Origin of the sequence: Kosakonia sp. AG348 (assembly GCF_003337365.1) — a bacterium.
GTDB lineage: Bacteria > Pseudomonadota > Gammaproteobacteria > Enterobacterales > Enterobacteriaceae > Kosakonia.
In genome coordinates this window covers 171,943-198,798 of the sequence record NZ_QPJR01000001.1, presented here as the reverse complement: position 1 = coordinate 198,798, position 26,856 = coordinate 171,943, and the positions used below count along the sequence as shown (strand labels likewise).

Here is a 26,856-nt window from a genome sequence, read left to right as displayed (position 1 = left end):
TTTTCAGGGAGAGGACAACATCAGCCAATCGTCATCAGGCTGGCGTTGCCACCGGCAGCGGCAGTGTTGACGCTCAACGAGCGTTCCACCCACAGACGTTCGAGCAGGATGTTGGTTTCACCGCGTGCAAAGCCCTGAACCGACACAATAGCGCCATTTCGTGCGGCGACGTTTTCGCACAGCGCCACCAGTTGGTCGGAGTCACCATGGAAAATCACCGCATCAAACGTCTGCGCCATTAACGCATCGGCTTTGGCAAATTGGATACGTTTGCTGACGCTTTCCGGCAACTGTTTCGCCATATCGCGGTGCAGCGTATCGTCCGGCCACAGCAGTTGACTGCCGCAGGCGATGACCGCCGCCAGTTGCACCAGCGCGTCCTGCTCGTTATCCGCCACGCAGAGCACCCGCTCGCGCGGTACCAGCGTCCAGCTGTTGCGTTCACCCGTCGGGCCTTGCAGCAGGCGTTGTGTTCCGGTTTGCGCCAGCTCGCCATAATGCGCGCAGAGCTGTTGCAGCGCCGGACGATCTTTTGCCCATGCGCGTAATGCTTCCAGTGGCTGCAAGAGTGATGCTTTCAGCTGCGCATCCAGCGGATGCTGCGCGTCGTGACGGGCCAGCGTTTTCTGCACCGCGTTTTCCGGTCGGCTGCCTAAGAGGCGGTAAAGATAGAGCGGCCCGCCAGCTTTCGGCCCGGTGCCGGACAACCCTTCACCGCCAAATGGCTGCACACCTACCACAGCGCCCACCATATTGCGGTTCACATACAGGTTACCGACATGGGCATTGCCGGTGACCTGGGCGATGGTTTCATCGATACGGGTATGAACGCCGAGCGTCAGGCCATAGCCGGAGGCGTTAATCTGCGCGATTAACTGTTCCAACTGGTTACGGTGATAACGGACAACGTGCAGCACCGGGCCGAAGACCTCTTTTTTCAGCTCGTCAAAGCTCTCCAGTTCAATCAGCGTTGGCGCGACAAAGGTGCCGGTGCGCCATTCACGCGCATCTTCGCTGTTTTCACGCACAGCCTGGTACACCTTGCGCCCTTTGGCCTGCATGGCCTGAATATGTTTCTCGATATTCGCTTTCGCGTCGGTATCGATCACCGGGCCGATATCGGTGGTCAGGCGGCCTGGGTTACCCATGCGACACTCCGCCATCGCGCCGCGGAGCATGGTCAGCGTGTGATCGGCAATGTCATCCTGTAAGCAGAGCACGCGCAGGGCTGAACAGCGCTGGCCTGCGCTATCAAACGCGGAGGCCAGCACATCGATAACCACCTGTTCGGTAAGCGCGGAGGAGTCGACAATCATCGCGTTCATCCCGCCGGTTTCAGCGATAAGCGGTGTCGGGCGACCCTGGGCATCAAGACGCGTGGCGATACTGCGTTGCAGCAGCGTCGCCACGTCGGTGGAGCCGGTAAACATCACGCCACGCACGCGCGGATCGGCGGTCAGCTGCGCGCCTACGGTTTCGCCACGCCCTGGCAATAATTGTAAAACGCCCGCCGGAACACCGGCTTCAAGCAGAATAGCCACGCCCTGAGCGGCAATCAGCGGAGTCTGTTCGGCAGGTTTTGCCAGCACGCTGTTGCCCGCCGCTAACGCTGCGGCAATCTGGCCGGTGAAAATCGCCAGCGGGAAGTTCCACGGGCTGATACAGACTACCGGCCCCAGCGGACGGTGCGTTTCATTATCGAAATCCGCACTGACCTGGCCTGCGTAGTAGCGCAGGAAATCGACCGCTTCGCGCACTTCGGCAATGGCGTTGCTGAAGGTTTTACCCGCTTCACGCACCAGAATGCCAATCAACGACTGCATTTGGTCTTCCATCAGCACCGCGGCGCGCTGAAGAATGGCGGCGCGCTCCTGCGGCGGTGTGGCAAACCAGATTGGTGCGTGATTAACGGCGTTTTCCAGCGCCTGATTAACCTGCGCTTCGCTGGCTTCCACCACATAGCCAACGGTGTCTTTCGGTTCAGCAGGGTTAATGACCGAGACGGGTTCGCCGTCCATGACCACCTGTTCCAGCGTCGGGCGGGCGTACCATTTCTGCGCCGCGCTGGCGAGCAGCGAGGAGGAGAGCGAGGCCAGACGGTGTTCGTTCGCCAGATCGAGGCCAGCGGCATTGATTCGTCCTTCGCCATACAGTGCGCGGGGCAGGGCGATTTTCGGGTGCGGTAAACCGACCTGGCCTTCCTGGGCGGCGATCTTTTCCACTTCGCTCACCGGATCGGCGACCAGCGCGTCCAGCGGCAGCGTGTTGTCGGCGATGCGGTTGACGAACGAGGTATTCGCGCCGTTTTCCAGCAGGCGGCGCACCAGATACGCCAGCAGTGTTTCGTGGGTGCCGACCGGCGCATAAATGCGGCACGGGCGGTTCAGTTTGCCATCGGCCACTTTCCCTACGACTTGTTCATACAACGGTTCGCCCATGCCGTGCAGGCACTGGAATTCGTACTGGCCCGGATAGTAGTTTTGCCCGGCAAGCTGGTAAATAGCTGCCAGCGTATGGGCATTGTGAGTAGCGAACTGCGGATAGATCAGGTTCGGCACCGCGAGTAATTTTTTCGCGCAGGCGAGGTATGAAACATCGGTGTATACCTTGCGGGTATAAACCGGGTAGCCTTCCAGCCCTTCCATTTGCGCGCGCTTGATTTCGCTGTCCCAGTAAGCGCCTTTTACCAGGCGGATCATTAGACGACGACGGCTACGTGTCGCCAGATCCACAAGATAATCAATCACAAACGGGCAGCGCTTCTGGTAGGCCTGAATAACAAAACCGATGCCGTTCCAGCCTGCCAGTTCCGGCTCGAAACAGAGTTTTTCCAGCAGATCGAGGGAAATTTCCAGACGATCGGCCTCTTCGGCGTCAATATTAATGCCGATGTCATACTGGCGTGCCAGCAAGGTGAGGGATTTCAGGCGCGGATAGAGTTCATCCATCACACGGTCGTATTGCGCACGGCTGTAGCGCGGGTGCAGGGCAGATAACTTAATGGAAATCCCTGGCCCTTCATAAATGCCGCGCCCGTTGGAGGCTTTGCCAATAGCGTGGATCGCCTGCTGGTACGACACCATATACGCCTGCGCATCGGCTGCGGTGAGTGCCGCTTCGCCGAGCATGTCGTAGGAGTAACGGAAACCTTTCTCTTCCAGCTTGCGCGCGTTGGCCAGCGCTTCGGCGATCGTTTCGCCGGTGACGAACTGTTCGCCCATCAGGCGCATCGCCATATCCACGCCTTTGCGGATCAGCGGCTCACCGCTTTTGCCAATAATACGATTCAGCGAATGCGAGAGATTGGCTTCGTTGTGCGTGGAGACCAGACGGCCAGTAAACAGCAGTCCCCAGGTGGCGGCATTGACGAACAGCGATGGGCTGCGCCCAATGTGTGACTGCCAGTTACCGTTGCTGATTTTGTCGCGGATCAGCGCATCGCGGGTGGCTTTGTCGGGAATACGCAGTAACGCTTCGGCCAGACACATGAGCGCCACGCCTTCCTGCGAGGAGAGGGAAAACTCCTGTAACAGGCTTTGCACCATGCCAGCGCGGCCGGAGGCGGTTTTCTGGTTACGCAGTTTTTCCGCTAACTGATAAGCCAGCTTATGGGCATTTTCCGCCACCGGTTGCGGCAGGCGGGCTTGTTCCAGCAACATCGGTACCGCATCGGTTTCCGCCCAGCGCCATGCGCCGGTGATCGCGGCGCGGGAAACTGACTGCGGCAGGATCTGCTCGGCAAAATCGAGAAACGGCTGGTGGCTGTCATCAACCACAACGGCACTTTCGTCTTCCTGCGCGGTGGCGGATGCGGTCGCCAGTTCCGGCAGGCCTTCGTTGTTTTCCAGTTTTTCCAGAAAATTGAAGATGGCTTGTTTAATCAGCCAGTGCGGTGTGCGGTCGATAGTCGCCGCGGCGGCTTTGATCCTTTCGCGTGTTGCGTCATCAAGCTTGACCCCCATGGTGGTGGTGCCCATGCTTTGCTCCTGTTTTTTACGTTGTTTTGCGGTTCAGGCTGAAATATCCATCATGTTGCAACTTTGTGCAACCTTGTTAAATGTGACCTGGCTGGCAAGGTAGAAAATGAATAAGATGTTAACGGCTGGTTATTGCTAAAGGCGCTGAACAATTCGCTGGCAAAGCAGGTTTTATGCGGCAGATAACACTTTTTAAAGGTGCAACCTTTGAAAGTGTGACAGAGTGCAACCTATAGGAAATTGCTATCAGAGTCGGGATGAATTTGATGTAAATGCTGTGTTAAATCAATTGTGAATAAGTGAGGCATCCGGCAGGATACGGGCGCTTCAAATAATCTAAACGCCCCATCGCCCCGTTCCGGCGCTGGAAAAAAGCGGCAAACAGTCTTTGCCGACGAAGAATCCTGGAGACTTTTTAATGGCAATGAGCACACCAATGCTGGTGACTTTTCTTGTTTATATCTTTGGCATGATACTTATCGGTTTCGTCGCCTGGCGTTCGACGAAAAACTTCGATGACTATATTCTGGGGGGCCGCAGCCTTGGGCCGCTGGTTACTGCGCTGTCGGCGGGAGCATCGGATATGAGTGGCTGGCTGCTGATGGGGCTGCCGGGCGCGATTTTTATTTCGGGGATCTCTGAAAGCTGGATCGCCATTGGCCTGACGCTGGGCGCGTGGATTAACTGGAAACTGGTGGCCGGACGTTTGCGTGTCCACACCGAGGTGAACAATAACGCGCTGACCTTGCCGGACTATTTCACCGGCCGTTTTGAAGATAACAGCCGCCTGCTGCGGATTATCTCGGCGGTGGTGATTCTGGTGTTTTTCACCATCTATTGTGCTTCCGGCATTGTTGCCGGCGCGCGTCTGTTTGAAAGCACCTTCGGTATGAGTTACGAAACCGCCCTGTGGGCTGGTGCCGCTGCGACGATCATTTACACCTTTATTGGCGGCTTCCTGGCGATCAGCTGGACCGATACGGTGCAGGCCAGCCTGATGATTTTCGCGCTGATCCTGACACCGGTGATTGTCATTATTTCCGTTGGCGGTTTTGGTGATTCGCTGGACGTGATCAAGCAAAAAAGCATTGAAAACGTCGATATGCTGAAAGGCCTGAATTTTGTCGCCATCGTCTCGCTGATGGGCTGGGGACTGGGTTATTTCGGCCAGCCGCATATTCTGGCGCGTTTTATGGCGGCGGATTCCCATCACACCATTGTCCATGCGCGTCGCATCAGTATGACGTGGATGATCCTGTGCCTGGCAGGCGCGGTCGCTGTGGGCTTCTTCGGCATCGCTTATTTTAATGAGCATCCGTCTGTGGCGGGAGCCGTTAACCAGAATGCCGAGCGCGTGTTTATCGAACTGGCGCAGGTTCTGTTCAACCCGTGGATTGCCGGGGTGCTGTTGTCGGCGATCCTCGCCGCGGTGATGTCGACGCTGAGCTGCCAGTTGCTGGTGTGCTCCAGCGCAATTACCGAAGATTTCTACAAAGCGTTTTTGCGTAAAGGCGCGAGCCAGCGCGAGCTGGTATGGGTAGGGCGCGCGATGGTGTTGCTGGTGGCGCTGGTGGCGATTGCGCTGGCGGCGAATCCGGAAAACCGCGTGCTCGGCCTGGTGAGCTACGCCTGGGCGGGTTTCGGGGCGGCGTTTGGTCCGGTGGTGCTGTTCTCGGTCATGTGGTCACGCATGACGCGTAACGGTGCGCTGGCCGGGATGATCATCGGTGCTGTAACGGTAATTGTCTGGAAACACTACGCCTGGCTGGATCTGTATGAAATCATTCCGGGCTTCGTTTTCGGCAGTATCGGCATTGTAGTGTTTAGCCTGCTGGGCAAAGCGCCGTCCGCGCAGATGCAGCAGCGCTTTGCCGAGGCAGATGCGCACTACCGCTCTGCGCCGCCATCGCGTTTACAGGCTGAATAAATTATCTCTTATGAAAAACCCGCTGCGGCGGGTTTTTTTATTGATAAATAATTGTAATTACGCTGTTATCTCACAACAAATAACAATGAGGATAGCGATATGAAGTTAACGACAGGGTTCACTGCACTGGTGATGGCAGGTTTACTGGCGGGTTGCGTTTCGCCGGCGGCAAAACAACCGGGGACGGTCGCGCAAACCTGCAAAGCTGAAAATCAGATGCAGCAAACCACGCTCTATTACGGCTTGACCCGCCAGGGCGGTAAAGCGATTACCGCGCAGGAGTGGCAGCAGTATGTGGATAACGATGTCACGCCGCGTTTTCGCGATGGGTTGACCACATTTGATGCGCAGGGACAGTGGCTGGGTAGCAACGGGAAGGTGTCGAAGGAGCCAAGCAAGGCGCTGATGCTGATCCACAGTGTGGACGCGCAAAGTGATGCGAAAATCGATGTGCTGCGTGAGATCTACAAATCACGCTTTGCCCAGGAATCGGTGATGCGTGTCGATCAGCCGGTCTGTGTGCAATTCTGATGTTATGGCCCACTTGCGCGAAGTGGGCCAGTAAATTACAACACCGCGCCTGCGAAAGCCGCCGAAAGCAAACTCACCAGCGTTGCGCCGTACACTAAGCGCAAACCAAAGCGGGAAACTGAATTCCCCTGTTGCTCGTTTAACCCTTTAATTGCCCCCGCCACAATACCGATCGAGGCAAAGTTGGCGAACGATACCAGGAACACGGAAAGAATACCCAGCCCGCGCGGCGTCATCTGCGCGGCGATTTTTTGCAGCTCAATCATCGCCACAAATTCGTTCGCCACCAGCTTGGTCGCCATAATGCTGCCCGCGTGCAGCGCATCGCTCAGCGGGATGCCAATCAGCCATGCCAGCGGGTAAAACACATAGCCTAGGATTTGCTGGAAGCTGATGCCGAACAAGGCGGAGAAGAGGGCATTAATGGCGCTAATCAGCGCAATAAAGCCAATCAGCATCGCCAGAATAATCATCGCCACTTTGAAACCCGCGAGGATGTACTCACCGAGCATCTCAAAGAAGCTTTGCGATTCGTGGAGCTTTTCCAGCTTGACCTCGGCTTCCGCTTCCGGGCGCGTCGGGTTAATTACCGACAGCACAATAAAGGTGCTGAACATATTGAGGATCAGTGCGGCAACCACATATTTTGCATCCAGCATGGTCATATACGCGCCGACAATCGACAACGACACCGTCGACATCGCCGTTGCTGCCATGGTGAACATGCGGCGCGAGGAGAGATCGGCGAGGATGCCTTTATAAGCAATAAAGTTTTCCGACTGGCCGAGGATCAGCGAGCTGACGGCGTTAAACGACTCCAGTTTGCCCATGCCGTTCAGTTTTGACAGCAATGTGCCTATCAAACGAATAAAGATGGGCAGAATGCGCCAGTGCTGCAAAATGCCGATCAGCGCGGAAATAAAGACGATAGGGCACAGCACGCCGAGGAAGATAAAGGCCAGCCCTTTTTCGCTCATCCCGCCGAAGACAAAGCTGGTGCCTTCGCCCGCGAATTTCAGCAGCGCTTCAAAGAAGCCGGAAACGTATTTAATCAGCGTTAACCCGCTTTGCGCGTGCAGGAAAAACCACGCCAGCGCCAGTTCAATAACAATTAATTGCAGGATGAAGCGAAAACGAATGTGCCGGCGGTCGAAACTCACCAGCCAGGCCAGCGCGAGGATCACTATCAGCGCCAGCAAAAAATGGAAAAAGTTAGTCATGTCTTTAATTTTGCAGGTAAACGAAACGGGGCGTTTATTTAGCCACAGCGCTGAAGTGGGGTAAATACAAAGTTAAAGATTTGTAAGCTATGTTTTTGCTTTATTTCAACCGCTTCCGCATAACGCAAAAACCGCATGGTTAGCCTGCTACGCGGTTACATCCAGTTATCATTCTCAACATTTTTCGCTTGAGTTTCCTTGCGCCGTAATGATAATCACTATCAATGCAATTTACTTTTCTTTGCAACCGTTGACCGCGCATGACACTAGGGGTTTCCTCCATGTTTGTTCCATTTTTGATTATGTTACGTGAAGGCCTCGAAGCGGCGCTGATCGTCAGCCTGATTGCCAGTTATCTGAAACGTACCCAGCGCGGACGCTGGATAAGCGTGATGTGGATTGGTGTTTTTCTTGCCGCCGCACTCTGCCTTGGGCTGGGTATCGCGATTAATGAAACCACCGGCGAGTTCCCGCAAAAAGAGCAGGAGTTGTTTGAAGGCATTGTCGCGGCGATCGCCGTGGTGATCCTCACCTGGATGGTGTTCTGGATGCGCAAAGTGTCGCGCAACGTCAAAGTGCAACTGGAACAGGCGGTCGACAGCGCGCTGGCGCGCAGTCATAACCACGGCTGGGCGCTGATCCTGATGGTCTTTTTCGCCGTGGCGCGCGAAGGGCTGGAATCGGTGTTCTTTCTGCTGGCGGCGTTCCAGCAGGATGTTGGCGTCTGGCCACCGCTGGGCGCGGTGCTGGGGCTGGCTACGGCGGTGGTGCTCGGTTTCTTGCTTTACTGGGGCGGCGTGCGTCTGAATCTTGGCGCGTTTTTCAAATGGACCAGCCTGTTTATTCTCTTTGTCGCGGCCGGGCTTGCCGCCGGGGCGATCCGCGCTTTTCACGAAGCGGGATTATGGAACCACTTCCAGGATGTGGCCTTCGATTTCAGTAATGTGCTCACCACGCATTCCCTCACCGGCACGCTGCTGGAAGGGATTTTTGGTTACCAGGAAACGCCAAGCGTCAGCGAAGTGGTGGTCTACTTTATCTATCTGATCCCGGCGCTGGTGATGTTTGTTTTACCGCCTCGCGCGGGTACGCAGCCTTCACGGGCGGCACCGTAATCGCTTTATAGTTACAACATACTAATTAAGGGAAAGGGCATGGCAATTCATTTTCGTCGTAGTGCATTACAGGCCGGGATGGCGGCATTTATCTCCAGTGCTTTCGCGGTGCATGCCGCGGATATTCCGCAGGTGAAAGTCACGGTTACGGACAAGCAGTGTGAGCCGATGAACCTGACGGTGAACGCGGGTAAAACGCAGTTTATTATTCTCAACCACAGCCAGAAAGCGCTCGAGTGGGAGATCCTCAAAGGCGTGATGGTGGTTGAAGAGCGTGAAAATATCGCGCCAGGTTTTAGCCAGAAGCTAACCGCCAACCTGCAGCCGGGCGAGTATGAGATGACCTGCGGTTTGTTAACCAACCCGAAAGGTAAGCTGGTGGTGAAAGGCGCGGCAACAGCCGATGCGGCAAAAGGTGACGCGCTGCTGAGCCTGAGCGGAGCCATTACCGCGTATAAAGCGTATGTGGTTGCAGAAACGGCGCAGCTGGTTTCCGGCACCAAAGCGTTCACCGAGGCGGTGAAAGCGGGCGATATTGAAAAAGCGAAAGCGCTGTACGCGCCGACGCGCCAGCACTACGAGCGTATTGAACCGATTGCTGAGCTTTTCTCCGATCTCGATGGCAGCATTGATGCCCGTGAAGATGATTACGAGCATAAAGCCGCCGATCCGAAATTCACCGGTTTCCACCGTCTGGAAAAAGCCCTGTTTGGCGACAACAGCACCAAAGAGATGGACAAATATGCCGATCAGCTCTACTCCGATGTGGTTGATTTGCAAACGCGCATTAATGAGCTGGCGTTCCCTCCTTCTAAAGTGGTTGGCGGTGCCGCTGGCCTGATTGAGGAAGTGGCCGCAAGCAAAATCAGTGGTGAAGAAGATCGCTACAGCCACACGGACTTGTGGGACTTCCAGGCTAACGTCGATGGCGCACAGAAAATCGTTGATTTGCTGCGTCCGCAATTGCAGAAAGATAACGCCGAACTGCTGGCGAAAGTCGATGCCAACTTCAAGAAAGTAGATACCATCCTTGCGAAATACCGCACTAAAGATGGGTATGAGACTTACGATAAGCTGACCGACGCCGATCGCAATGCGCTGAAAGGGCCGATCACAACACTGGCGGAAGATCTGGCGCAGCTGCGCGGCGTGCTGGGGCTGGACTAATACCATGAAGCAAGAGGATAACAACGACGTCAGCGAACCTTCCCGGCGCCGTTTATTAAAAAGTATGGGCGCGCTGGGCGGCGCGCTTGCGCTGGCTGGCGGATGCCCGGTGGCGCATGCGGTAACACCGAAGAGCGCACCGGGGACGCTTTCGCCGGATGCGCGGATGGAGAAGCAGCCTTTCCTGGGCGTGCATCAGGCCGGTATTTTGACGCCGCAACAGGCGTCAATGATGCTGGTGGCGTTTGATGTGCTGGCTGCTGATAAAGCCGATCTCGAACGGCTGTTCCGCTTATTGACGCAGCGCATCACGTTTCTGACCTCCGGCGGCCCGGCTCCGGAGACAACGAACCCACGCTTACCGCCAATGGACTCCGGTATTCTCGGCGCTTATATCGCGCCGGATAACCTGACGATGACGGTTTCCGTGGGCGAATCGCTGTTCGACAACCGTTTTGGTTTGCGCGAGCAGATGCCGAAAAAGCTGCAAAAGATGACGCGTTTCCCTAACGACTCGCTCGACGCGGCGCTGTGTCACGGCGATTTGCTGATCCAGATTTGCGCCAACACACAGGACACGGTGATTCACGCACTGCGTGACATCATCAAACACACGCCAGATTTACTCAGCGTGCGCTGGAAAAGGGAAGGGTTTATCTCTGACCATGCGGCGCGCAGCAAAGGCAAAGAGACGCCGGTTAACCTGCTGGGCTTTAAAGATGGCACCGCCAATCCGGACAGCCGCGATAATGCGCTGATGAACGAGGTGGTGTGGGTGACGGAAGAGCAGGGCGAACCGGCGTGGGCGGTGGGCGGCAGTTACCAGGCGGTGCGTATTATCCAGTTCCACGTGGAGTTCTGGGATCGTACCCCGTTGAAAGAGCAGCAAACCATTTTCGGGCGCGATAAGCATTCCGGTGCGCCGCTGGGCATGAAGAATGAGCATGACGTTCCGGATTATGCCAGCGATCCAGACGGTGATGTCATTGCTCTCGACAGCCATATTCGCCTGGCGAACCCGCGAACGAAAGAGACCCAATCCAGCCTGATGATGCGGCGTGGTTATAGTTACTCGCTCGGCGTGACCAACTCTGGCCAGCTGGATATGGGGCTATTGTTCGTCTGTTATCAGCACGATCTGGAAAAAGGCTTTCTGACGGTGCAAAAACGTCTGAACGGCGAGGCGCTGGAAGAGTACATTCGTCCGATTGGCGGCGGTTACTTCTTTGTATTGCCCGGCGTACAAGCGGCAAATCGCTATCTGGCGCAATCTCTGCTCGAAGCGTGAAGATCCTATCCTGCCCGCCACCGGGCAGGATAATCTGTCATCTGTTGCATCCTGACATACTTTTTCTGCCATCCAGATATCATTTTTTCGTATGAGAAAGTATCTGTTATCTTTCTGTAATATTTATAACCGAGACTCTGTTCAACGACGCAGAGGTCATGCACGTTATAGTTAGGTAAAAATAATGTTGCAATGATGCTAAGCTTTGATGTAATTAGTGAGAGCGTTATCCCCTGCGGTGATGAAGTTTTTCTGGAGATCGCGGATGGTAAAGTCCAGTAGCGGACAGACAAAAAGACCACGCAAAACCCGGCACGGCGGTGCGACCTCCGGCAGCGACTTCTTCACCCCTGAATTTTCCTCCTTCTTTTTCATTCCTGATGTTGACGATGTGACAGGCGATGCTGTTCGTCGCGTTGGCACGTCATTTTCAAAGGCAAGTCATGGCTTACAAGGAAGCCAACCCTCAGACGTTTGTGCGCATAATCGCGTCGATAGCGACGTGTGTGATGTAAACCAACAACTCAAGGTGCTATCCATGGGAAGACAAAAAGCAGTGATCAAAGCTCGTCGTGAAGCGAAACGCGTGCTGAGACGTGATTCACGCAGCCATAAACAACGTGAAGAAGAGTCGGTCACCTCGCTTGTGCAGATGAGTGGCGTAGAAGCAATTGGCATGGCGCGGGACAGCCGTGATACTTCCCCAATTGCAGCGCGCAATGAAGCTCAGGCGCACTACCTGAATGCTATCGAGAGTAAACAACTGATCTTTGCAACCGGTGAAGCCGGCTGCGGGAAAACGTGGATCAGCGCGGCGAAAGCGGCGGAAGCCCTGATCCATAAGGACGTGGACAGGATTATTGTAACCCGACCGGTTCTGCAGGCCGACGAAGATCTCGGCTTCTTACCCGGTGATATTTCGGAGAAGTTCGCTCCCTATTTCCGGCCCGTTTACGACGTGCTGTTGAAACGCCTGGGGGCGTCCTTTATGCAATACTGCCTGCGACCGGAGATCGGTAAGGTGGAAATCGCGCCGTTCGCCTATATGCGCGGACGTACCTTTGAAAATGCGGTGGTCATTCTCGACGAGGCTCAGAATGTCACGGCTGCGCAAATGAAAATGTTTTTAACGCGCCTCGGGGAGAACGTGACCGTTATTGTCAACGGTGATATTACCCAGTGTGACCTGCCGTCCGGTGTGAAATCGGGCTTGAGCGACGCGCTGGCACGTTTTGAGGAAGACGAGATGATTGGCGTTGTACGCTTTAATAAAGACGACTGCGTACGCTCCGCGCTCTGCCAGCGCACGCTAAAAGCGTACGACTGACGGCGTTGATAGTTAGCGATAAAACCCGGGAAACCGGGTTTTATTTTTTGCGGGATGCAAACAGGCCGTTCTCTCCCCCGTTCCCGCATTTCCATTCCCTGTACGACAGACAAAAAAGCCCGCTTTTCCAGGTAAGCGCTTCGCTTAAGGGCGAGTGCAAGGCTATGACTTGTAAATAATTACGTATCAATAACCGTGCCTGCAGATGAGAACCTCGCTGAGTGTGTTAGCCTGCTTCCCTGTAAGGGATTACGCATTTGCCATGGGCAACGTGCAGTTCAAACGAACCTGACTGGTACTTTTCCCCATTATTGCAATCGCAAATCCGTACAAGATTTGCGTTCTGTCGATGAATCCAGATTGATATCAGCGCGTTACATTTTCTTACGCAAATCCGCTTTGATGAAATAATAACGCAACTGAATTAATGAAAAGTGAACGGTGCCTGTTAGCGCTTTGCCGCGGTGCTGGCTTGCTGTCTATCCCGCAATCATTTTTTAACTACGGAGAACCATGCAAATGGGTGTTCGAGGAGAAGATTGTATCCGTACGCGCTGGAACGACATGCGCTGCTCGAAAAGTTGACGCTGCTTATAACAAAGTTCTTACATCCAGAAACGAAATAGTAACTACTGGTTATATTTGCACAGGTAAATTAGGGTTGGCACCTTTCTTTGAGGGATGATGATGAAAATTTTCGTATCGACACTCTGTATGTCCGGTAGCTTTTTTGCAGGAGCATCTGCGCCCATTTGTCTCAGTGCCCTTTCATCACTCTTAACCGAACGTATGGCGTTAATGAGAGAAGTTGCAGCTTACAAGGTGAAGTACCATTTGCCGGTGGAGGATGTAGCCCGGGAACAAAAAGTATTATCGCAGGCGCGCAGCACTGCGCGCGAGGCTGGTCTGGAGCCGCAATCCGTGGAGCCGTTCATCAGTGCGCTGATGAACGCGGGAAAAGCGATACAGTATCGCTATCTGGCAGACTGGTTACCCCGACCAGAATCCTTTGTTACCCTCCTGGATCTTGATGGGATCAGACGGCGTATTAATGAACTGGACAAGCTTCTGCTACTGACCATAAGTCAGCGGCTTCGGGCAGGAACGCTCTCTTATACTGACCGGGCTTTACTGGCGGAGAAAACGGTGTCTCCCAATCTTACTGACGCTGAGAAGGATAATTTACTCGACACCATGCGCTTTATTCAGCGTGCTCAGCAGGCGCCCGATAAAGGGATAGTCTGACAGGTAACGTCACAGTCTTTGAAATACGCACCGAACCCGTTGCTCTGTGCCGGTAAAAAGCAATATCAACGATACTCACACTATTAATACAGTTATGCTGCGAGCATTGATTAAATAATGTTATTGTATTCAGGTTTAATTTTATAAAGATAAACTCTGCTAATGAAAATTAGCGCGTCACCGTTTGTGTTCCCGGCTGTGATTTTTAGTTTATGGCAATGCCGTTTACTTTTTCATGCCTCTGGATAACAACATTAATTATATCAAGTGACACTAATGGCATTAATGGCTTTTTACGGAGTGAACATGGCACATGACGGGTGTGATTTTATTAACGCAATCGTTAAAAATTTTAAAGAATCCATTGGACTGATTAATGTGTTGTTACTGGAACCTGATGAACCCAACGCGTTGCGCTTATTGTACTTAAAACTGGATGGTATCAGAGCCGGTATTGAACAGGATGTCCGCATATTATCCAAAGCCCGTCTGGACAGTAACGCCACGCTTTGCCTTTACCATGTACACCATGCGCTAAACGCCCTGAATTATTGCATTGAGATTGCGAGAAATACGCCGTTAGGCCAACAGTTTTATTCCGATTTCGAAGAACTGAAGCGTGTGGTGAACATCCTTGAGGCAACATCCGGGCGTGTTTTTACAAAGCTGGATGGTAATGAGTAAACATAAAGCGAGATCTGTTTTCCATGAAATTAAAAGGAAAGCAATATGAAAAGCCAATGCGGTTTGCAAAACCTCTCACGCTTTGAGGGCTATAAATTAATGCAGGCTGGTAATCGCAAAAATAAAAAGGAGAAATATCCTAACACTTTTTGGCTGCCGAACTTAAACGTCACTTCAACTAAAAACGAATTCGCCCTGTGCTTTTATCACAGCACTTCTACAATACTTCAACAATTCTAATGTCGGGATAATTATGTTTTTTCTGCGCCGTAATGTGAAAGGAATAATTGCCAGTCTGATTTTTTTCCCGGTATCCGGCTTCAGCGCGGCGCTATCGGCCCTGGAGAGTGCTGATGTGCCAGAACCTGTGCTGCCCGCGCCTGTCTGTGCAAAGCTGACGTCTTCATCGGCAGACGATACCCGACGACTTCAGTCGGCGATTGATAACTGCCCCCGGGGTGAGGTTTTACAGCTTCTGGCGGGGCGTTTTTCCAGTGGACCGCTGAGCATGAAATCTGGCGTCACACTCTGGATCTCGCAAGGGGCAATGCTGGTAGCAAATAGTGACCCACGTGTATACGACAAAAATGGCCATTGTGGAACTGTCGATCATAAAGGGAATGGCTGCCGGCCCTTTATCCTTTTTAGCCGCACTGACGGTGGAGGTATTGTCGGCGAAGGGATTATTGATGGGCAGGGCGGTAAGCCGATAAAAGGCCAGGATGAATCATGGTGGCAACTGGCTCGCCGCGCGCAGACGGAGGGCGGGGCACAGAATGTACCTCGCCTGATTGAAATAGATGATGCCTCCCATATTATTTTTCACGGCATCACACTGCGAAATTCGCCAGGATTCCATGTCACGCTGAAAAACGTCCGCGATGCGACGTTCTGGGGCGTGCGTATTGATACCCCGGCGGATGCCCGTAACACTGACGGCATTGATCCCATTTCGTCGCAGAATATCCTCATCGCCCACAGCTTCATCAGAACCGGTGACGATAATGTGGCGATTAAAGCGGGCGCGGGTGGCGCCACGCGGCATGTGATTCTGGTGGATAACCATTTTTACTGGGGACACGGGATGTCGATTGGTAGCGAGACCGTCGGCGGTGTCAGTGACATTCGGGTGCATAATTTGACGCTTGATGGCACAACTTCCGGGCTTCGTATCAAAAGTGATATCAGCCGGGGCGGCATTGTCAGCGATGTGCGCTACGAAAATGTTTGTATGCGCGGGAATCGTAGGCCGCTCGACTTTGATACGCGCTATGATGCGCACGCAAGCGGTAACAACATTCCTGTCTATCGCGATATCTCCCTGAATCATATTTCCGGTGAAAGCGGCCAGTTGATATTACGCGGTTATGACGCCGCTCATCCTCTGCAATTTGCCCTGAACGACGTCTCTTTCAGCAACCCTGCCCGCTGGATAATTGAATCGGCGCAGATCCGCATTGGCCCCGATGGCGTTTCACCGGTGCCGCCGGGAAAAGCATCGTTACCACGATCGGCTGCCTCGACGGATTGCGCAAAAAACTGGATCCCTTTCCCGGTGACGAATGTGCCAGAAGACTAAAAAGGTATGCGATGGAACTCTGCTGGTGCTGATGACGCTGATTGTTTATTACGCAACATCGTTTGACGCAGTCAGCGATGACGGGAACAGCCCTCCGGCAAAGGAGGGTTGTTTTAAACCGTTTGCTATCAGCCATCTTCGATGAACAGATACGCCGCGTTTAGCGGATCCTGTACGGCCACGACGTTTATCAGTTCAATGTCCGCTGTTGAACTGGGCTCACCGATCAGGTTGATACAGGCAGGCACTTGCTCACCCGCCAGCGCTTAACAGGCAGAAGGGTGGCAGATTAGCGACATCATCCCTGATCAACTGGCAAGTTTGGCCGGGGGATAAATATCAACGAAACGAAACTTATGTATCGGTGGGTGCGTAAATTATTCGAATAATTACGGCATGTAGTTTGGTCAGGGAGATTACATTCTCAGAAGAAGAGGGCGGAGGTAAGATTTTTACGGAACAACAAGCATGGCCGCTTTGGTATGTGATCGAAAAAGGATGATGCGGTTTGTAAATAGCTCACGTCATGCTTCTTCATACCAGAATGATGCCGTGCCGGGTCTTTTCAGGACGGCTATTTTAAGAAAACGTCAAACCGCCCGCGGCAACCTGCCCCCACATATCGATGGCCTGCTGTTATCAGGCCGACGATTTCACCCTGAAGCCTTTGCGAAAACCACAACGCACTATGTGGATTGCTGGCGTGATTGCTGTGCCTGCGGGCAGCCGACACTGCGACGCCATGCGCCGGGTGCCTGCCCATACTGACGCTTGAAGCTGCGGTTAAAGGATTGCTGGGAGTCAAAGCCTAGCGCGATCGCCACGTTCACAATCGGCTCGTCGCTGTGGGTTAAACGCTCGATCGATTTTTGCAGCTTTTGCGCGCGGATATACTCGGCGAGACGATAACCCGTATGCTCTTTGAAGAGCCGCTGGAGGTGCCATTTCGAATAGCCTGCCCGCCTGGAGACGGTCTCAATGTCCAGACGGCTTTCCAGGTTGTTGTCGATCCAGTCGAGTAAATCGTGAATAAATGCGCCAGTGTTCATCTTGTTGCCCTCACGCCGCTTATTAAAAAGCATCTTTGTCTGTTGCATTTAAAGGTGGCCCGTTTTTAGATTAATTGCAAGTTTTATTGTTGCATTTAAATCCTTGCCGGAAACGCGACTTTTACCCCTGTTTCAAACAGCACATAAAGTGTATCAATTATTCTTGCACTAAATTTAGCGCCTCCCTACAATCCCCGCGATAGTGTATTGGCAACTGTTACAGTTTTGTGGCGATGAACGGCACAAATGGCCTGAAGCCAGCCCGGACAAAGGAAGTGGCGTAGCGTCTCCCGCTGCGTCTTGCCCGGCGGCTACAATTAGCGGAATAAAAATAATGAGCCTGCAGAAACCTTGGGTTAAGTATCATCTGAATGCACTGGGAGTGATGTTTCTCTCCGTACTGCTCGTCGGATGTGATAACGGTGTCGCGCAAAATGCCGTGCCACAAGCTCCCGCCGTCAGCGCCGCTGACGTGGTAGTGAAATCTATTAGCCAGTGGGATAGTTTCAACGGACGGATTGAAGCGGTGGAGAGTGTTCAGCTCCGCCCCCGCGTCTCCGGCTACATTGATAAAGTGAATTACACCGACGGCCAGGAAGTGAAAAAGGGTCAGGTGCTGTTCACCATTGATGACAGAACCTATCGCGCCGCGCTGGAACAGGCGCAGGCGACGCTGGCGAGAGCCAAAACGCAGGCCAGCCTGGCGCAAAGTGAGGCTAACCGTACCGATAAATTAGTTAATACCCATCTGGTTTCCCGTGAGGAGTGGGAGCAGCGCCGTTCGGCCGCCATTCAGGCGCAGGCCGACATTCGCGCCGCGCAGGCGGCAGTTGATGCCGCGCAACTGAACCTGGATTTCACCAAAGTGACCGCGCCTATCGATGGTCGCGCCAGCCGGGCGTTGATCACCAGCGGTAATCTGGTCACTGCGGGTGACAGCGCCAGCGTCCTCACCACGCTGGTCTCACAGAAGAGCGTTTACGTCTACTTTGACGTGGATGAGTCGACCTACCTCCACTATCAAAACCTCGCCCGCAGCGGGCAGGGGGCGTCCAGTAATCACCTGGCGCTACCGGTGGAAATTGGCCTTGTCGGTGAGGATGGCTACCCGCATCAGGGCAAAGTGGATTTTCTGGATAATCAGTTAACGCCGAGTACCGGCACGATCCGTATGCGCGCGCTGTTGGATAACGCGCAGCGTCAGTTCACACCGGGGCTTTTTGCCCGCGTACGTCTGCCGGGCAGCGCTGAATTCAAAGCCACGCTTATCGACGACAAAGCGGTGCTGACCGATCAGGATCGCAAATATGTTTATATCGTTGATAAAGACGGGAAAGCGCAGCGTCGCGATATCACGCCGGGGCGTCTGGCCGCCGGTTTACGCATCGTGCAGAAGGGGCTGAACCCTGGCGATAAAGTCATCGTCGATGGTTTACAAAAAGTGTTTATGCCGGGGATGCCGGTTAACGCGAAAACCGTTGCCATGAACGCCAGCGCCGCCCTCAACTGATCCCTTACCTGAGAATCCGACACATGGACTTTTCCCGCTTTTTTATCGACAGGCCGATTTTCGCCGCGGTGCTGTCGATCCTGATTTTTGTCACAGGATTGATCGCCATCCCGCTGTTGCCGGTGAGCGAATACCCTGACGTTGTTCCGCCAAGCGTGCAGGTGCGCGCGGAGTATCCGGGCGCCAATCCGAAAGTGATTGCCGAGACGGTGGCGACGCCGCTGGAAGAAGCGATCAATGGCGTTGAAAACATGATGTACATGAAATCTGTCGCAGGCTCCGACGGCGTACTGGTGACCACCGTCACTTTCCGTCCGGGTACGGATCCCGATCAGGCGCAGGTTCAGGTGCAAAACCGCGTATCACAGGCGGAGGCGCGTCTGCCGGAAGATGTGCGGCGTTTGGGCATCACCACCCAGAAACAATCACCGACGCTGACACTGGTGGTGCATCTGTTTTCGCCCAACGGTAAATACGACTCACTGTATATGCGTAACTACGCCACGCTAAAAGTGAAAGACGAACTGGCGCGTCTGCCCGGCGTCGGCCAGATTCAGATTTTCGGTTCGGGCGAATACGCGATGCGCATCTGGCTGGATCCCAATAAAGTGGCGGCTCGCGGGTTGACTGCCTCTGACGTGGTGACGGCGATGCAGGAGCAAAACGTACAGGTTTCCGCCGGGCAACTTGGCGCGGAGCCGCTGCCGAAAGAGAGCGATTTCCTGATCTCCATTAACGCCCAGGGGCGTCTGCACACGGAAGACGAGTTTGGCAATATTGTTCTGAAAACGGCGCAAGACGGTTCGGTAGTACGCCTGCGCGACGTGGCGCGTATTGAAATGGGTTCCGGCAGCTATGCGCTGCGTTCTCAGCTTAATAATAAAGACGCGGTCGGGATTGGTATCTTCCAGTCTCCGGGAGCGAACGCTATCGATTTGTCTAACGCGGTGCGCGCCAAAATGAACGAGCTGGCCACGCGTTTCCCGGAAGATATGAAATGGGCGGCACCTTACGATCCGACGGTGTTTGTTCGCGATTCCATTCGCGCGGTCGTGCAAACGCTGCTGGAAGCGGTGGTGCTGGTTGTGCTGGTGGTGATCCTGTTCCTGCAAACCTGGCGCGCGTCGATTATTCCGCTGATCGCGGTGCCGGTCTCGGTCGTGGGCACGTTCAGCATTCTCTACCTGCTCGGCTTTTCGCTTAACACCCTGAGCTTGTTCGGGCTGGTACTGGCTATCGGTATCGTTGTGGATGACGCCATCGTGGTGGTGGAAAACGTCGAGCGAAATATCGAAGAAGGGCTTGCGCCCCTGCAGGCGGCGCATCAGGCGATGCGAGAAGTGTCCGGGCCGATTATCGCGATTGCGCTGGTACTGTGCGCGGTGTTCGTGCCGATGGCGTTTCTCTCCGGCGTAACCGGTCAGTTCTATAAACAGTTTGCGGTGACGATCGCGATTTCGACGGTGATCTCCGCCATCAACTCGCTGACGCTCTCTCCGGCTCTGGCTGCCTTGCTGTTGAAGCCGCATGGCGCACCGAAAGACTTCCCGACGAGGCTCATTGACCGTCTGTTCGGTTGGTTTTTCCGTCCGTTTAACCGCTTTTTCCATCGTAGCTCGAACGGTTATCAGGGGCTGGTTGGTAAAACGCTTGGTCGACGTGGTGCGGTGTTTGTCGTTTATGTGCTGCTGCTCTGTGCCGCTGGCGTCATGTTTAAAGCCGTACCCGGCGGGTTTATTCCGACACAGGATAAGCTCTATTTGATTGGCGGCGTGAAGATGCCGGAAGGCTCTTCGCTGGCCCGTACCGATGCGGTGATCCGCAAAATGAGCGAAATCGGTATGAATACCGAAGGTGTGGATTATGCGGTCGCTTTTCCTGGGCTTAACGCGTTGCAGTTCACCAACACGCCGAATACCGGGACGGTCTTTTTTGGCCTGAAACCGTTCGATCAGCGTAAACATACTGCGGCGGAAATTAACGCTGAAATCAACGCGAAAATCGCGCAGATCCAGCAGGGCTTTGGTTTCTCCATTTTGCCGCCGCCGATTTTAGGGCTGGGTCAGGGTTCTGGCTATTCGCTCTACATCCAGGATCGCGCCGGTCTTGGCTATGGCGCGCTGCAAAGCGCGGTGAACACCATGTCTGGTGCGATTATGCAGACGCCGGGGATGCATTTCCCCATCTCAACCTACCAGGCTAACGTTCCGCAGCTGGATGTGCAGGTTGATCGTGATAAAGCGAAAGCGCAGGGCGTGTCGTTAACCGATCTGTTCGGTACGCTGCAAACCTATCTGGGCTCGTCCTATGTTAACGATTTCAACCAGTTTGGCCGTACCTGGCGCGTGATGGCGCAGGCCGACGGGCCGTTCCGCGACAGCGTGGAAGATATTGCGAATTTGCGCACCCGTAATAATCAGGGCGAAATGGTGCCGATCGGCAGTATGGTGAATATCAGTACCACCTACGGGCCGGATCCGGTGATTCGCTACAATGGTTATCCGGCGGCGGATCTTATTGGTGATGCCGACCCTCGCGTTCTCTCTTCCTCGCAGGCGATGACGCAACTGGACGGGATGTCTAAGCAGATCCTGCCGAACGGGATGAATATTGAATGGACGGATCTGAGCTACCAGCAGGCCACGCAGGGCAATACGGCGCTGATCGTCTTCCCGGTCGCGGTTCTACTGGCTTTCCTTGTGCTGGCCGCACTGTATGAAAGCTGGACGCTGCCGCTGGCGGTGATCCTTATCGTCCCTATGACCATGCTGTCCGCGCTGTTTGGCGTCTGGCTGACCGGTGGCGATAACAACGTCTTCGTGCAGGTTGGTCTGGTGGTACTGATGGGGCTGGCGTGTAAAAACGCGATTCTTATCGTGGAGTTTGCCCGCGAGCTGGAAATTCAGGGGAAAGGGATCATGGAAGCGGCGCTGGAGGCTTGCCGCCTGCGTTTACGCCCGATTGTTATGACCTCCATCGCCTTTATTGCCGGCACGATTCCGCTGATCCTCGGTCACGGCGCGGGTGCAGAAGTGCGCGGCGTCACCGGGATCACGGTGTTCTCCGGTATGCTGGGCGTGACGCTGTTTGGTCTGTTCTTAACACCGGTGTTTTACGTTACGCTGCGTAAATTTGTGACGCGCGGTAAACCGGTAAATGACGTTTTGCCTGCGTAAATAGTTGCAGATACAAAAAAACCGCCTTCATTGTGAAGGCGGTTTTTTTTCGCAATAAGTAAATAATTAAGAGGTTTTTTTATACTGGGCAATAAGTTCCGGCACGGGATCCCATCCGCTGGTATCGGCTTTTTTCACCTCTTCCAGCGCGCTTGCCACGGTGTGGCGCGCTAATACCTGTAATGACGCCTGCTCCGCCTCTTCGGCGATAGACTTGAAGTACCAGCAGGCGTTAGCGCTGACCACGCAACGTGCCGGTACGTCAGGACGCGACGCCCACAATTTTTTATCTTCGATGACGGAAAGGTAGATATCGCGCAGGGTGATCTCTTCCGCCGGGCGACCAAGGTGAATAGACCCGTTGCGGCCAAGCGTTGAGACGATAATGCCGTCACGCGTGAGCGGCACCATTAATTTGCGGATAAAGCTCGGATTTGCTTCCAGGCCGTAGGCCAGAATCGCACTCGTCGAACGTTCACCCACTTGCTCCGCCATCGCTACGCTGAGAACCATCTGCAAAGCTGTCGGGAAGCGGTAATCTAACATTTTATAATCCTGGGTTGCGGTGAATCTTGTTCTTTTTGGCACCGCAGAGGTGAATAAGCAATGAGCAACAATATAACAAATGCGGTAATTTTTTTGAAGCAATCAACGCTTAACGAACCCTGTAAAAAAGAGTTTCCGGTACGCCGGATGGATGCAACGTATGTATCCGCGCACGGGTTATTGAACTCAGATTCATCGTTCAGATCCGTGGCGCACTGGCGGCTATTTAATTATGGACTGGCTCACTATGGCGCCTCACAACCATACGACGGATCAATGCTGACCCATTATCCAGACACTTCACAGGCGTTACTGTGCTCATCCTCCCGGTAGACGATTATGCCTTAATGTTTATAACGTCTTTTCTGCCACAAAGGGGGCCGTTCTGGGGGAAACGACGTTCAGTTATGTGCGGGAAGTGGGCCGTCTGTTCGTCAAAAGAAAGCCATTGCGATACCAGTAGCCTGGCGGGTAGGGGGCTGCCAGTACAGGTATGCAGGTCACCTGCAGAGCATATTTTCCAGAAGATGTTGCGGGATGTTCTGCTGACTCCGGGCAATAAACCGGCTTTACTATCAGGGCCAGCAACCCGGCAGGGGAGATAAGTGGTTCTCCTGCCGTCAATGGCTGCATGACCCTGGCCCCGACGATGCGCAGAAATGATAACGGACATTAACGCCTGTCATCAGTCAGGAATATCAGTTGGCTGACGCGGTCGGTCTGATGGTTATTTCTGTTGTATCCACGCTCTCAGGGGCTTCAATGACCTGCCGCACGGCACGGGCAATATCCGCTGGTTTAAGTGCCACAGAACGGTACACATCCATCGCCGCTCTGGTTTCCGGATGCGTAATGGTTGAGGCAAGTTCACTTTCCACCACGCCGGGATTGACACAGGTCACGCGAATATTTGGGCTTTCCTGGCGTAAACCATCCGAAATCGCGCGTACTGCGAATTTTGAGGCGCAATAGACGGCGGCGGTTGGCACGACAGACAGGGCACCAATAGAGCCAATATTGATTATCTGACCGGAGCCCTGCGCTTGCATCACGGGAAGCACAGCGCCAATGCCCCAGAGCACGCCTTTGATATTCACGTCAATAATTCGCTCCCATTCATCCTGTTTGCCGGCGGCAAGCGGAGAGAGCGGCATGACGCCCGCATTGTTGATCAGAACATCGACGCGGCCCCATTGATCCAGCGCCGCCTGCACGAAGCTGGCCATCGACTGGCGGCTGGTGACATCAAGCTCACGCGCTTCGGCGATACCGCCCGCACTGCGTATTTCTGCGGCAATAACTTCGATGCGCTCCAGTCTGCGAGCCCCTAATAACACCTTCGCGCCTGCGTTGCCCAGCTCTCTGGCCATCCCTTCGCCAATCCCGCTGGATGCGCCGGTAATAACTATCACTTTTTCCATAGCATGCTCCTTCAGTTGAGTTCGAAGCGATCATAGAACTTAACGATTGGTTCCAGTATCCTGCTGTTACTGGACTCACTGGTTAGCAGCGTTAAACAATGAAAATTGATCTCAACCTTGTACCGGTTTTTATCGCGGTGGCAGAAGAGCGTAATTTCAGCGCGGCGGCTGCTCGCCTGGGCGTCACCCGATCGGCAATCAGTCAGGGAATAAGACGACTTGAAGATGCGTTCGGCACAATGCTGGTAATGCGTACGACGCGCTCAGTAACGCTGACGGAGGCGGGAGAGCGGCTGCGTCAGTCCCTGTCATTGCCGTTATCCAGTATTGAATCGGCGTTCGAAGAGGTCGCGTCGGAGAATATGCCGCGCGGATGCCTTCGCATTGCCGTGACCTCGATAGCCGAAGTATTTCTTTCCGGCCCGCTGATCGCCTCGTTTGCGGCGGCCAACCCTGCCGTGACGGTCGATATTGTCGTGACGGATGAGGAGTTTGATATTGTGGCTGCGGGTTATGATGCTGGCGTAAGGCTTGGAGAGGTGATTGAAAAGGATATGATCGCCGTCCCGCTTACCGAAAAACAACGTGAAATGGCGGTTGCCTCGCCCGCGTATCTCGCGACGAACAGCGCGCCTGCACATCCGCGTGAATTGATCCATCACCGGTGTATCGGCTGGCGTCCTGCCAAAGATGTCGCCCCTTATCGCTGGGCATTTGAGGAGGCGGGAGAACCTTTCAGCCTGGCGATTGAACCGCAGATCACCACTAATGATCTGCGCCTGATGCTGCGGCTCGCGCTTGCTGGTGGCGGAATTACGTTTGCCACAGAGGATACGTTCAGACCGTTTGTTGAAAGCGGGCAGCTTGTCTCATTGCTGGACGATTATCTTCCTTATTTCCCTGGCTTCTATCTCTACTTTCCGCAACGCCGAAATATGGCACCTAAACTACGCGCCCTGGTAGACCATGTCAGGCAATGGCGGCAGCAGCATATTTAACGTCAGCGTTGTCACGCCTCGCACGCTGATAGTGACCCCTTTTGTCATGGGTTATGTCTGCTTATGACACGTAGAATATGGCTGTGGGGGAGATTGATTCGCTGCGCTCACTATTACTCGGCCCTTTGGAGCCAACGCAAGCGTTGTTCAAAAACGCTCCCGGCGTTTTTGTGCGGGCAGCCCATTCACTGCGTTCATGGTCTGTCCAACTGGCTGCGCCAGTTGTCGACCCCCGGTCGGGGCTTCTCATCCCCCCTTGTGGAGTGCGACAGGCGAAAAAAAAGCCCGCATTTGCATGCGAGCTCTTCTTCGAATGATGGCGGTGAGGGGGGATTGATTCGCTGCGTTCATGGTCTGTCCAGCTGGCTGCGCCAGTTGTCGACCCCCGGTCGGGGCTTCTCATCCCCCCTGGTGGAGTGCGATATGCGAAAAAAAAGCCCGCATTTGCATGCGAGCTCTTCTTTGAATGATGGCGGTGAGGGGGGGATTCGAACCCCCGATACGTTGCCGTATACACACTTTCCAGGCGTGCTCCTTCAGCCACTCGGACACCTCACCACATTGTATCGCTGCCAGCCAGTACTGGGGGCAACGGGGCGCTACTATAGGGAGTTGTACTGAAACGGTCAAGCAAGATTTTAAGCTTTCATGACTGTTCGCTTAAGGTGTGAGCAATGCGAAGATTTACCGCAAAATACGCAAGCTTACCGGCCCATAAAGCAAAGCGAGCAGGCACTGATGTCGCCAGGCATTACTCGTGAGTAAGCCCTGTGGATGCGTACTCAATTCTCACGATCATAAGACGCACTGTTTTTTGATGAACAGGATCGATTTCATCACGCATCCGGCGAAATAGGGATGTTCGAGGCCGGGGAAGCCGCCTTTATTGCGGCATCCATGCGGGACTGGATGCAGAGTATGACAAGGGCATGATGTCGCGTTTATATCTGATCTAAGAGGCGCATCAATGGGGGGACTGCTGCTTAATTGAAATCCTTTTGCAGGATATTTTTCAGAGAATATGGCTATAAAAAAAGCCCCGTCAGGGGCTTCGTGTCTGTGAAGACTATATACGCAATACGCAGCGCTGATTTAGAAACGATATTGCAGACCAGCGGTAATGGTATAGTTTTTGTTGGAAATGCCGGCAGCATCTCCGCCAATGGATGCTGATTGACCACTGGTGGTATCAATAATTTGCGTACCGCCTTTACCTTCTTCATAGCTGCTATAGGTGAATTCAGCAAAGACTTTGGCTTGCGGCGTAACGTAATAGCCGGCATCAATTGACGCACCGTAATAGCGTGAGTTGCTCGTTTTTTCACGGAAGGTCAGATCACGCATGTAGTGTTCATCGTTGTCATGAGCTTTGACCCAATCACTGAATTTGAACAGAGCGTTAAATTCAAAGTCATTAATACGGTACTGGCCTGCGAGGCCAATGTACGGCATTGAGAAACGCTGGCTATAACCAATACCACGTTCGCCTGCCGGGAAGTTTCCGGTATACGCGCCGTTATCATAGCTGTAAGAACCGCCGGTCGCCGTCCAGCTAAAACGTGTTTCCTGATAACCTGCAACCACGCCAGCTTTATAGTTTTCGTCCTGGAAAACCCAACCTTTTACATTGAGATCGTATTCATTGGCATAATTTACATCCGTACTCGGATGTGAGGAGTGATCTGTCCAGTCTCTCTGGCTGGCGTTCTGCCAGTCGTAATCATCCATATGACCGGAGCCAGATGCCAGAGATGTCCAGCCACGTGCATTCAGTGTCAGAAAAGAGTACGCGTTCCAGGAAATGTCACCTTTCAGAATAGCGACATTTTTAAGTTTCCAGTCCAGCTGGCTGATCTTACGCCCTGTCACTTCGTCATAAACCATTTCATGGGATTTTCCGGCCAACATACCGGCAGAAGCTGAAACAGTAACGCTCTCCGGGGATAAATCCGGTGTATATTGCATAGGATCCGCATAAGCTGCTGCTGAAAGAGCGGCCATCATCATCACTGCAACACTACTTTTTTTCATTTTTATTTCCCTAAACCAAATTTAATCAATAAGTTGCGTCTGAATTTTAAAGGTCATACAAATTA

At 53.8% G+C, this 26,856-nt stretch carries 19 protein-coding genes, 1 tRNA gene and 1 pseudogene; 13 read left to right on the top strand and 8 right to left on the bottom strand.

Going from position 1 to position 26,856, the window contains the following annotated elements; genetic code table 11:
- Positions 1-20 precede the first annotated feature (20 nt).
- The gene (putA, locus tag DFO56_RS01070) at positions 21-3,977 is read right to left on the bottom strand and encodes a trifunctional transcriptional regulator/proline dehydrogenase/L-glutamate gamma-semialdehyde dehydrogenase (RefSeq protein WP_045506853.1); all 3,957 of its coding nucleotides are present in this window, start codon (positions 3,975-3,977) and stop codon (positions 21-23) included.
- Between the two features lie 418 nt (positions 3,978-4,395).
- On the opposite strand from putA, the gene putP reads away from it, so the two are divergent.
- Both putP and DFO56_RS01060 read left to right on the top strand, forming a co-directional pair.
- The gene (putP, locus tag DFO56_RS01065) at positions 4,396-5,904 is read left to right on the top strand and encodes a sodium/proline symporter PutP (RefSeq protein ID WP_044489611.1); all 1,509 of its coding nucleotides are present in this window, start codon (positions 4,396-4,398) and stop codon (positions 5,902-5,904) included.
- Between the two features lie 99 nt (positions 5,905-6,003).
- Positions 6,004-6,435, top strand: coding sequence for a DUF3574 domain-containing protein (locus DFO56_RS01060; RefSeq protein ID WP_045506856.1), 432 nt, complete (start codon positions 6,004-6,006; stop codon positions 6,433-6,435).
- Positions 6,436-6,470: 35 nt separating this feature from the next.
- Here the strand turns inward: DFO56_RS01060 and DFO56_RS01055 are convergent, their stop codons facing one another.
- Positions 6,471-7,655, bottom strand: a complete 1,185-nt coding sequence (locus DFO56_RS01055) for a NupC/NupG family nucleoside CNT transporter (RefSeq protein ID WP_045506858.1) — start codon at positions 7,653-7,655, stop codon at positions 6,471-6,473.
- Positions 7,656-7,936: 281 nt separating this feature from the next.
- Between DFO56_RS01055 and efeU the strand changes: the two genes are divergently transcribed.
- The 8 genes from efeU (at position 7,937) to DFO56_RS01015 (ending at position 16,060) form a co-directional block, all read left to right on the top strand.
- Entirely contained in the window at positions 7,937-8,770 is an 834-nt protein-coding gene (efeU, locus tag DFO56_RS01050; protein WP_020457322.1) for an iron uptake transporter permease EfeU, read from the top strand.
- Between the two features lie 39 nt (positions 8,771-8,809).
- Complete coding sequence (gene efeO, locus DFO56_RS01045) at positions 8,810-9,937, top strand: iron uptake system protein EfeO (protein WP_020457323.1); 1,128 nt, start codon at positions 8,810-8,812, stop codon at positions 9,935-9,937.
- Positions 9,938-9,941: 4 nt separating this feature from the next.
- Positions 9,942-11,225, top strand: coding sequence for an iron uptake transporter deferrochelatase/peroxidase subunit (gene efeB, locus DFO56_RS01040; protein WP_020457324.1), 1,284 nt, complete (start codon positions 9,942-9,944; stop codon positions 11,223-11,225).
- Positions 11,226-11,763: 538 nt separating this feature from the next.
- A complete protein-coding gene (phoH, locus tag DFO56_RS01035) occupies positions 11,764-12,552 on the top strand; it encodes a phosphate starvation-inducible protein PhoH (RefSeq protein WP_017456289.1) in 789 nt (262 codons plus the stop codon).
- Between the two features lie 681 nt (positions 12,553-13,233).
- Positions 13,234-13,797 carry a chorismate mutase gene (locus DFO56_RS01030; RefSeq protein WP_045506861.1) on the top strand — a complete coding sequence of 188 codons (564 nt, stop codon included), beginning with the start codon at positions 13,234-13,236 and terminating at the stop codon, positions 13,795-13,797.
- Positions 13,798-14,073: 276 nt separating this feature from the next.
- A complete protein-coding gene (locus DFO56_RS01025) occupies positions 14,074-14,481 on the top strand; it encodes a hypothetical protein (protein WP_233500356.1) in 408 nt (135 codons plus the stop codon).
- Positions 14,482-14,526: 45 nt separating this feature from the next.
- Positions 14,527-14,721: a hypothetical protein gene (locus tag DFO56_RS01020; RefSeq protein WP_045506866.1), complete on the top strand. Its 195-nt coding sequence runs from the start codon at positions 14,527-14,529 to the stop codon at positions 14,719-14,721.
- A 13-nt stretch (positions 14,722-14,734) separates the two neighbouring features.
- Positions 14,735-16,060 (top strand): glycoside hydrolase family 28 protein, encoded by a 1,326-nt coding sequence (locus DFO56_RS01015; protein WP_233500355.1) that lies wholly within the window; start codon positions 14,735-14,737, stop codon positions 16,058-16,060.
- A gap of 128 nt (positions 16,061-16,188) precedes the next feature.
- Here DFO56_RS01015 and DFO56_RS24860 read toward each other — a convergent pair.
- Together DFO56_RS24860 and DFO56_RS01005 are read right to left on the bottom strand one after the other, a co-directional pair.
- A pseudogene (locus tag DFO56_RS24860) lies at positions 16,189-16,317 on the bottom strand (lactate utilization protein C); the annotation flags it as partial.
- A gap of 429 nt (positions 16,318-16,746) precedes the next feature.
- The gene (locus DFO56_RS01005; protein ID WP_045507249.1) at positions 16,747-17,109 is read right to left on the bottom strand and encodes a helix-turn-helix domain-containing protein; all 363 of its coding nucleotides are present in this window, start codon (positions 17,107-17,109) and stop codon (positions 16,747-16,749) included.
- 334 nt (positions 17,110-17,443) lie between these two features.
- Here DFO56_RS01005 and DFO56_RS01000 point away from each other — a divergent pair, with 334 nt between their 5' ends.
- Positions 17,444-18,619 carry an efflux RND transporter periplasmic adaptor subunit gene (locus DFO56_RS01000; RefSeq protein ID WP_045506868.1) on the top strand — a complete coding sequence of 392 codons (1,176 nt, stop codon included), beginning with the start codon at positions 17,444-17,446 and terminating at the stop codon, positions 18,617-18,619.
- A gap of 23 nt (positions 18,620-18,642) precedes the next feature.
- Positions 18,643-21,795, top strand: a complete 3,153-nt coding sequence (gene oqxB, locus DFO56_RS00995) for a multidrug efflux RND transporter permease subunit OqxB (RefSeq protein WP_045506870.1) — start codon at positions 18,643-18,645, stop codon at positions 21,793-21,795.
- Between the two features lie 66 nt (positions 21,796-21,861).
- On the opposite strand, the gene DFO56_RS00990 is transcribed toward oqxB, so the two are convergent.
- Positions 21,862-22,341 carry an Rrf2 family transcriptional regulator gene (locus tag DFO56_RS00990; protein ID WP_020457333.1) on the bottom strand — a complete coding sequence of 160 codons (480 nt, stop codon included), beginning with the start codon at positions 22,339-22,341 and terminating at the stop codon, positions 21,862-21,864.
- A gap of 698 nt (positions 22,342-23,039) precedes the next feature.
- On the bottom strand, positions 23,040-23,762 hold the full coding sequence (locus tag DFO56_RS00985) for an SDR family oxidoreductase (RefSeq protein ID WP_045506872.1): 723 nt from the start codon (positions 23,760-23,762) through the stop codon (positions 23,040-23,042).
- A 98-nt stretch (positions 23,763-23,860) separates the two neighbouring features.
- Between DFO56_RS00985 and DFO56_RS00980 the strand changes: the two genes are divergently transcribed.
- Positions 23,861-24,760, top strand: coding sequence for a LysR family transcriptional regulator (locus DFO56_RS00980; protein WP_045506875.1), 900 nt, complete (start codon positions 23,861-23,863; stop codon positions 24,758-24,760).
- Between the two features lie 470 nt (positions 24,761-25,230).
- Here the strand turns inward: DFO56_RS00980 and DFO56_RS00970 are convergent.
- Positions 25,231-25,318 (bottom strand) — tRNA-Ser (locus DFO56_RS00970).
- Positions 25,319-25,852: 534 nt separating this feature from the next.
- Positions 25,853-26,791 (bottom strand): omptin family outer membrane protease, encoded by a 939-nt coding sequence (locus DFO56_RS00965; RefSeq protein WP_045506878.1) that lies wholly within the window; start codon positions 26,789-26,791, stop codon positions 25,853-25,855.
- Positions 26,792-26,856 lie beyond the last annotated feature (65 nt).

Excerpts from the sequence above, each read along its gene's own strand:
- putA (WP_045506853.1), bottom strand. The coding sequence starts at position 3,977 with ATGGGCACCACCACCATGGGGGTCAAGCTTGATGACGCAACACGCGAA.
- putP (WP_044489611.1), top strand. The coding sequence starts at position 4,396 with ATGGCAATGAGCACACCAATGCTGGTGACTTTTCTTGTTTATATCTTT.
- DFO56_RS01060 (WP_045506856.1), top strand. The coding sequence starts at position 6,004 with ATGAAGTTAACGACAGGGTTCACTGCACTGGTGATGGCAGGTTTACTG.
- DFO56_RS01055 (WP_045506858.1), bottom strand. The coding sequence starts at position 7,655 with ATGACTAACTTTTTCCATTTTTTGCTGGCGCTGATAGTGATCCTCGCG.
- efeU (WP_020457322.1), top strand. The coding sequence starts at position 7,937 with ATGTTTGTTCCATTTTTGATTATGTTACGTGAAGGCCTCGAAGCGGCG.
- efeO (WP_020457323.1), top strand. The coding sequence starts at position 8,810 with ATGGCAATTCATTTTCGTCGTAGTGCATTACAGGCCGGGATGGCGGCA.
- efeB (WP_020457324.1), top strand. The coding sequence starts at position 9,942 with ATGAAGCAAGAGGATAACAACGACGTCAGCGAACCTTCCCGGCGCCGT.
- phoH (WP_017456289.1), top strand. The coding sequence starts at position 11,764 with ATGGGAAGACAAAAAGCAGTGATCAAAGCTCGTCGTGAAGCGAAACGC.
- DFO56_RS01030 (WP_045506861.1), top strand. The coding sequence starts at position 13,234 with ATGATGATGAAAATTTTCGTATCGACACTCTGTATGTCCGGTAGCTTT.
- DFO56_RS01025 (WP_233500356.1), top strand. The coding sequence starts at position 14,074 with ATGGCATTAATGGCTTTTTACGGAGTGAACATGGCACATGACGGGTGT.
- DFO56_RS01020 (WP_045506866.1), top strand. The coding sequence starts at position 14,527 with ATGAAAAGCCAATGCGGTTTGCAAAACCTCTCACGCTTTGAGGGCTAT.
- DFO56_RS01015 (WP_233500355.1), top strand. The coding sequence starts at position 14,735 with ATGTTTTTTCTGCGCCGTAATGTGAAAGGAATAATTGCCAGTCTGATT.
- DFO56_RS01005 (WP_045507249.1), bottom strand. The coding sequence starts at position 17,109 with ATGAACACTGGCGCATTTATTCACGATTTACTCGACTGGATCGACAAC.
- DFO56_RS01000 (WP_045506868.1), top strand. The coding sequence starts at position 17,444 with ATGAGCCTGCAGAAACCTTGGGTTAAGTATCATCTGAATGCACTGGGA.
- oqxB (WP_045506870.1), top strand. The coding sequence starts at position 18,643 with ATGGACTTTTCCCGCTTTTTTATCGACAGGCCGATTTTCGCCGCGGTG.
- DFO56_RS00990 (WP_020457333.1), bottom strand. The coding sequence starts at position 22,341 with ATGTTAGATTACCGCTTCCCGACAGCTTTGCAGATGGTTCTCAGCGTA.
- DFO56_RS00985 (WP_045506872.1), bottom strand. The coding sequence starts at position 23,762 with ATGGAAAAAGTGATAGTTATTACCGGCGCATCCAGCGGGATTGGCGAA.
- DFO56_RS00980 (WP_045506875.1), top strand. The coding sequence starts at position 23,861 with ATGAAAATTGATCTCAACCTTGTACCGGTTTTTATCGCGGTGGCAGAA.
- DFO56_RS00965 (WP_045506878.1), bottom strand. The coding sequence starts at position 26,791 with ATGAAAAAAAGTAGTGTTGCAGTGATGATGATGGCCGCTCTTTCAGCA.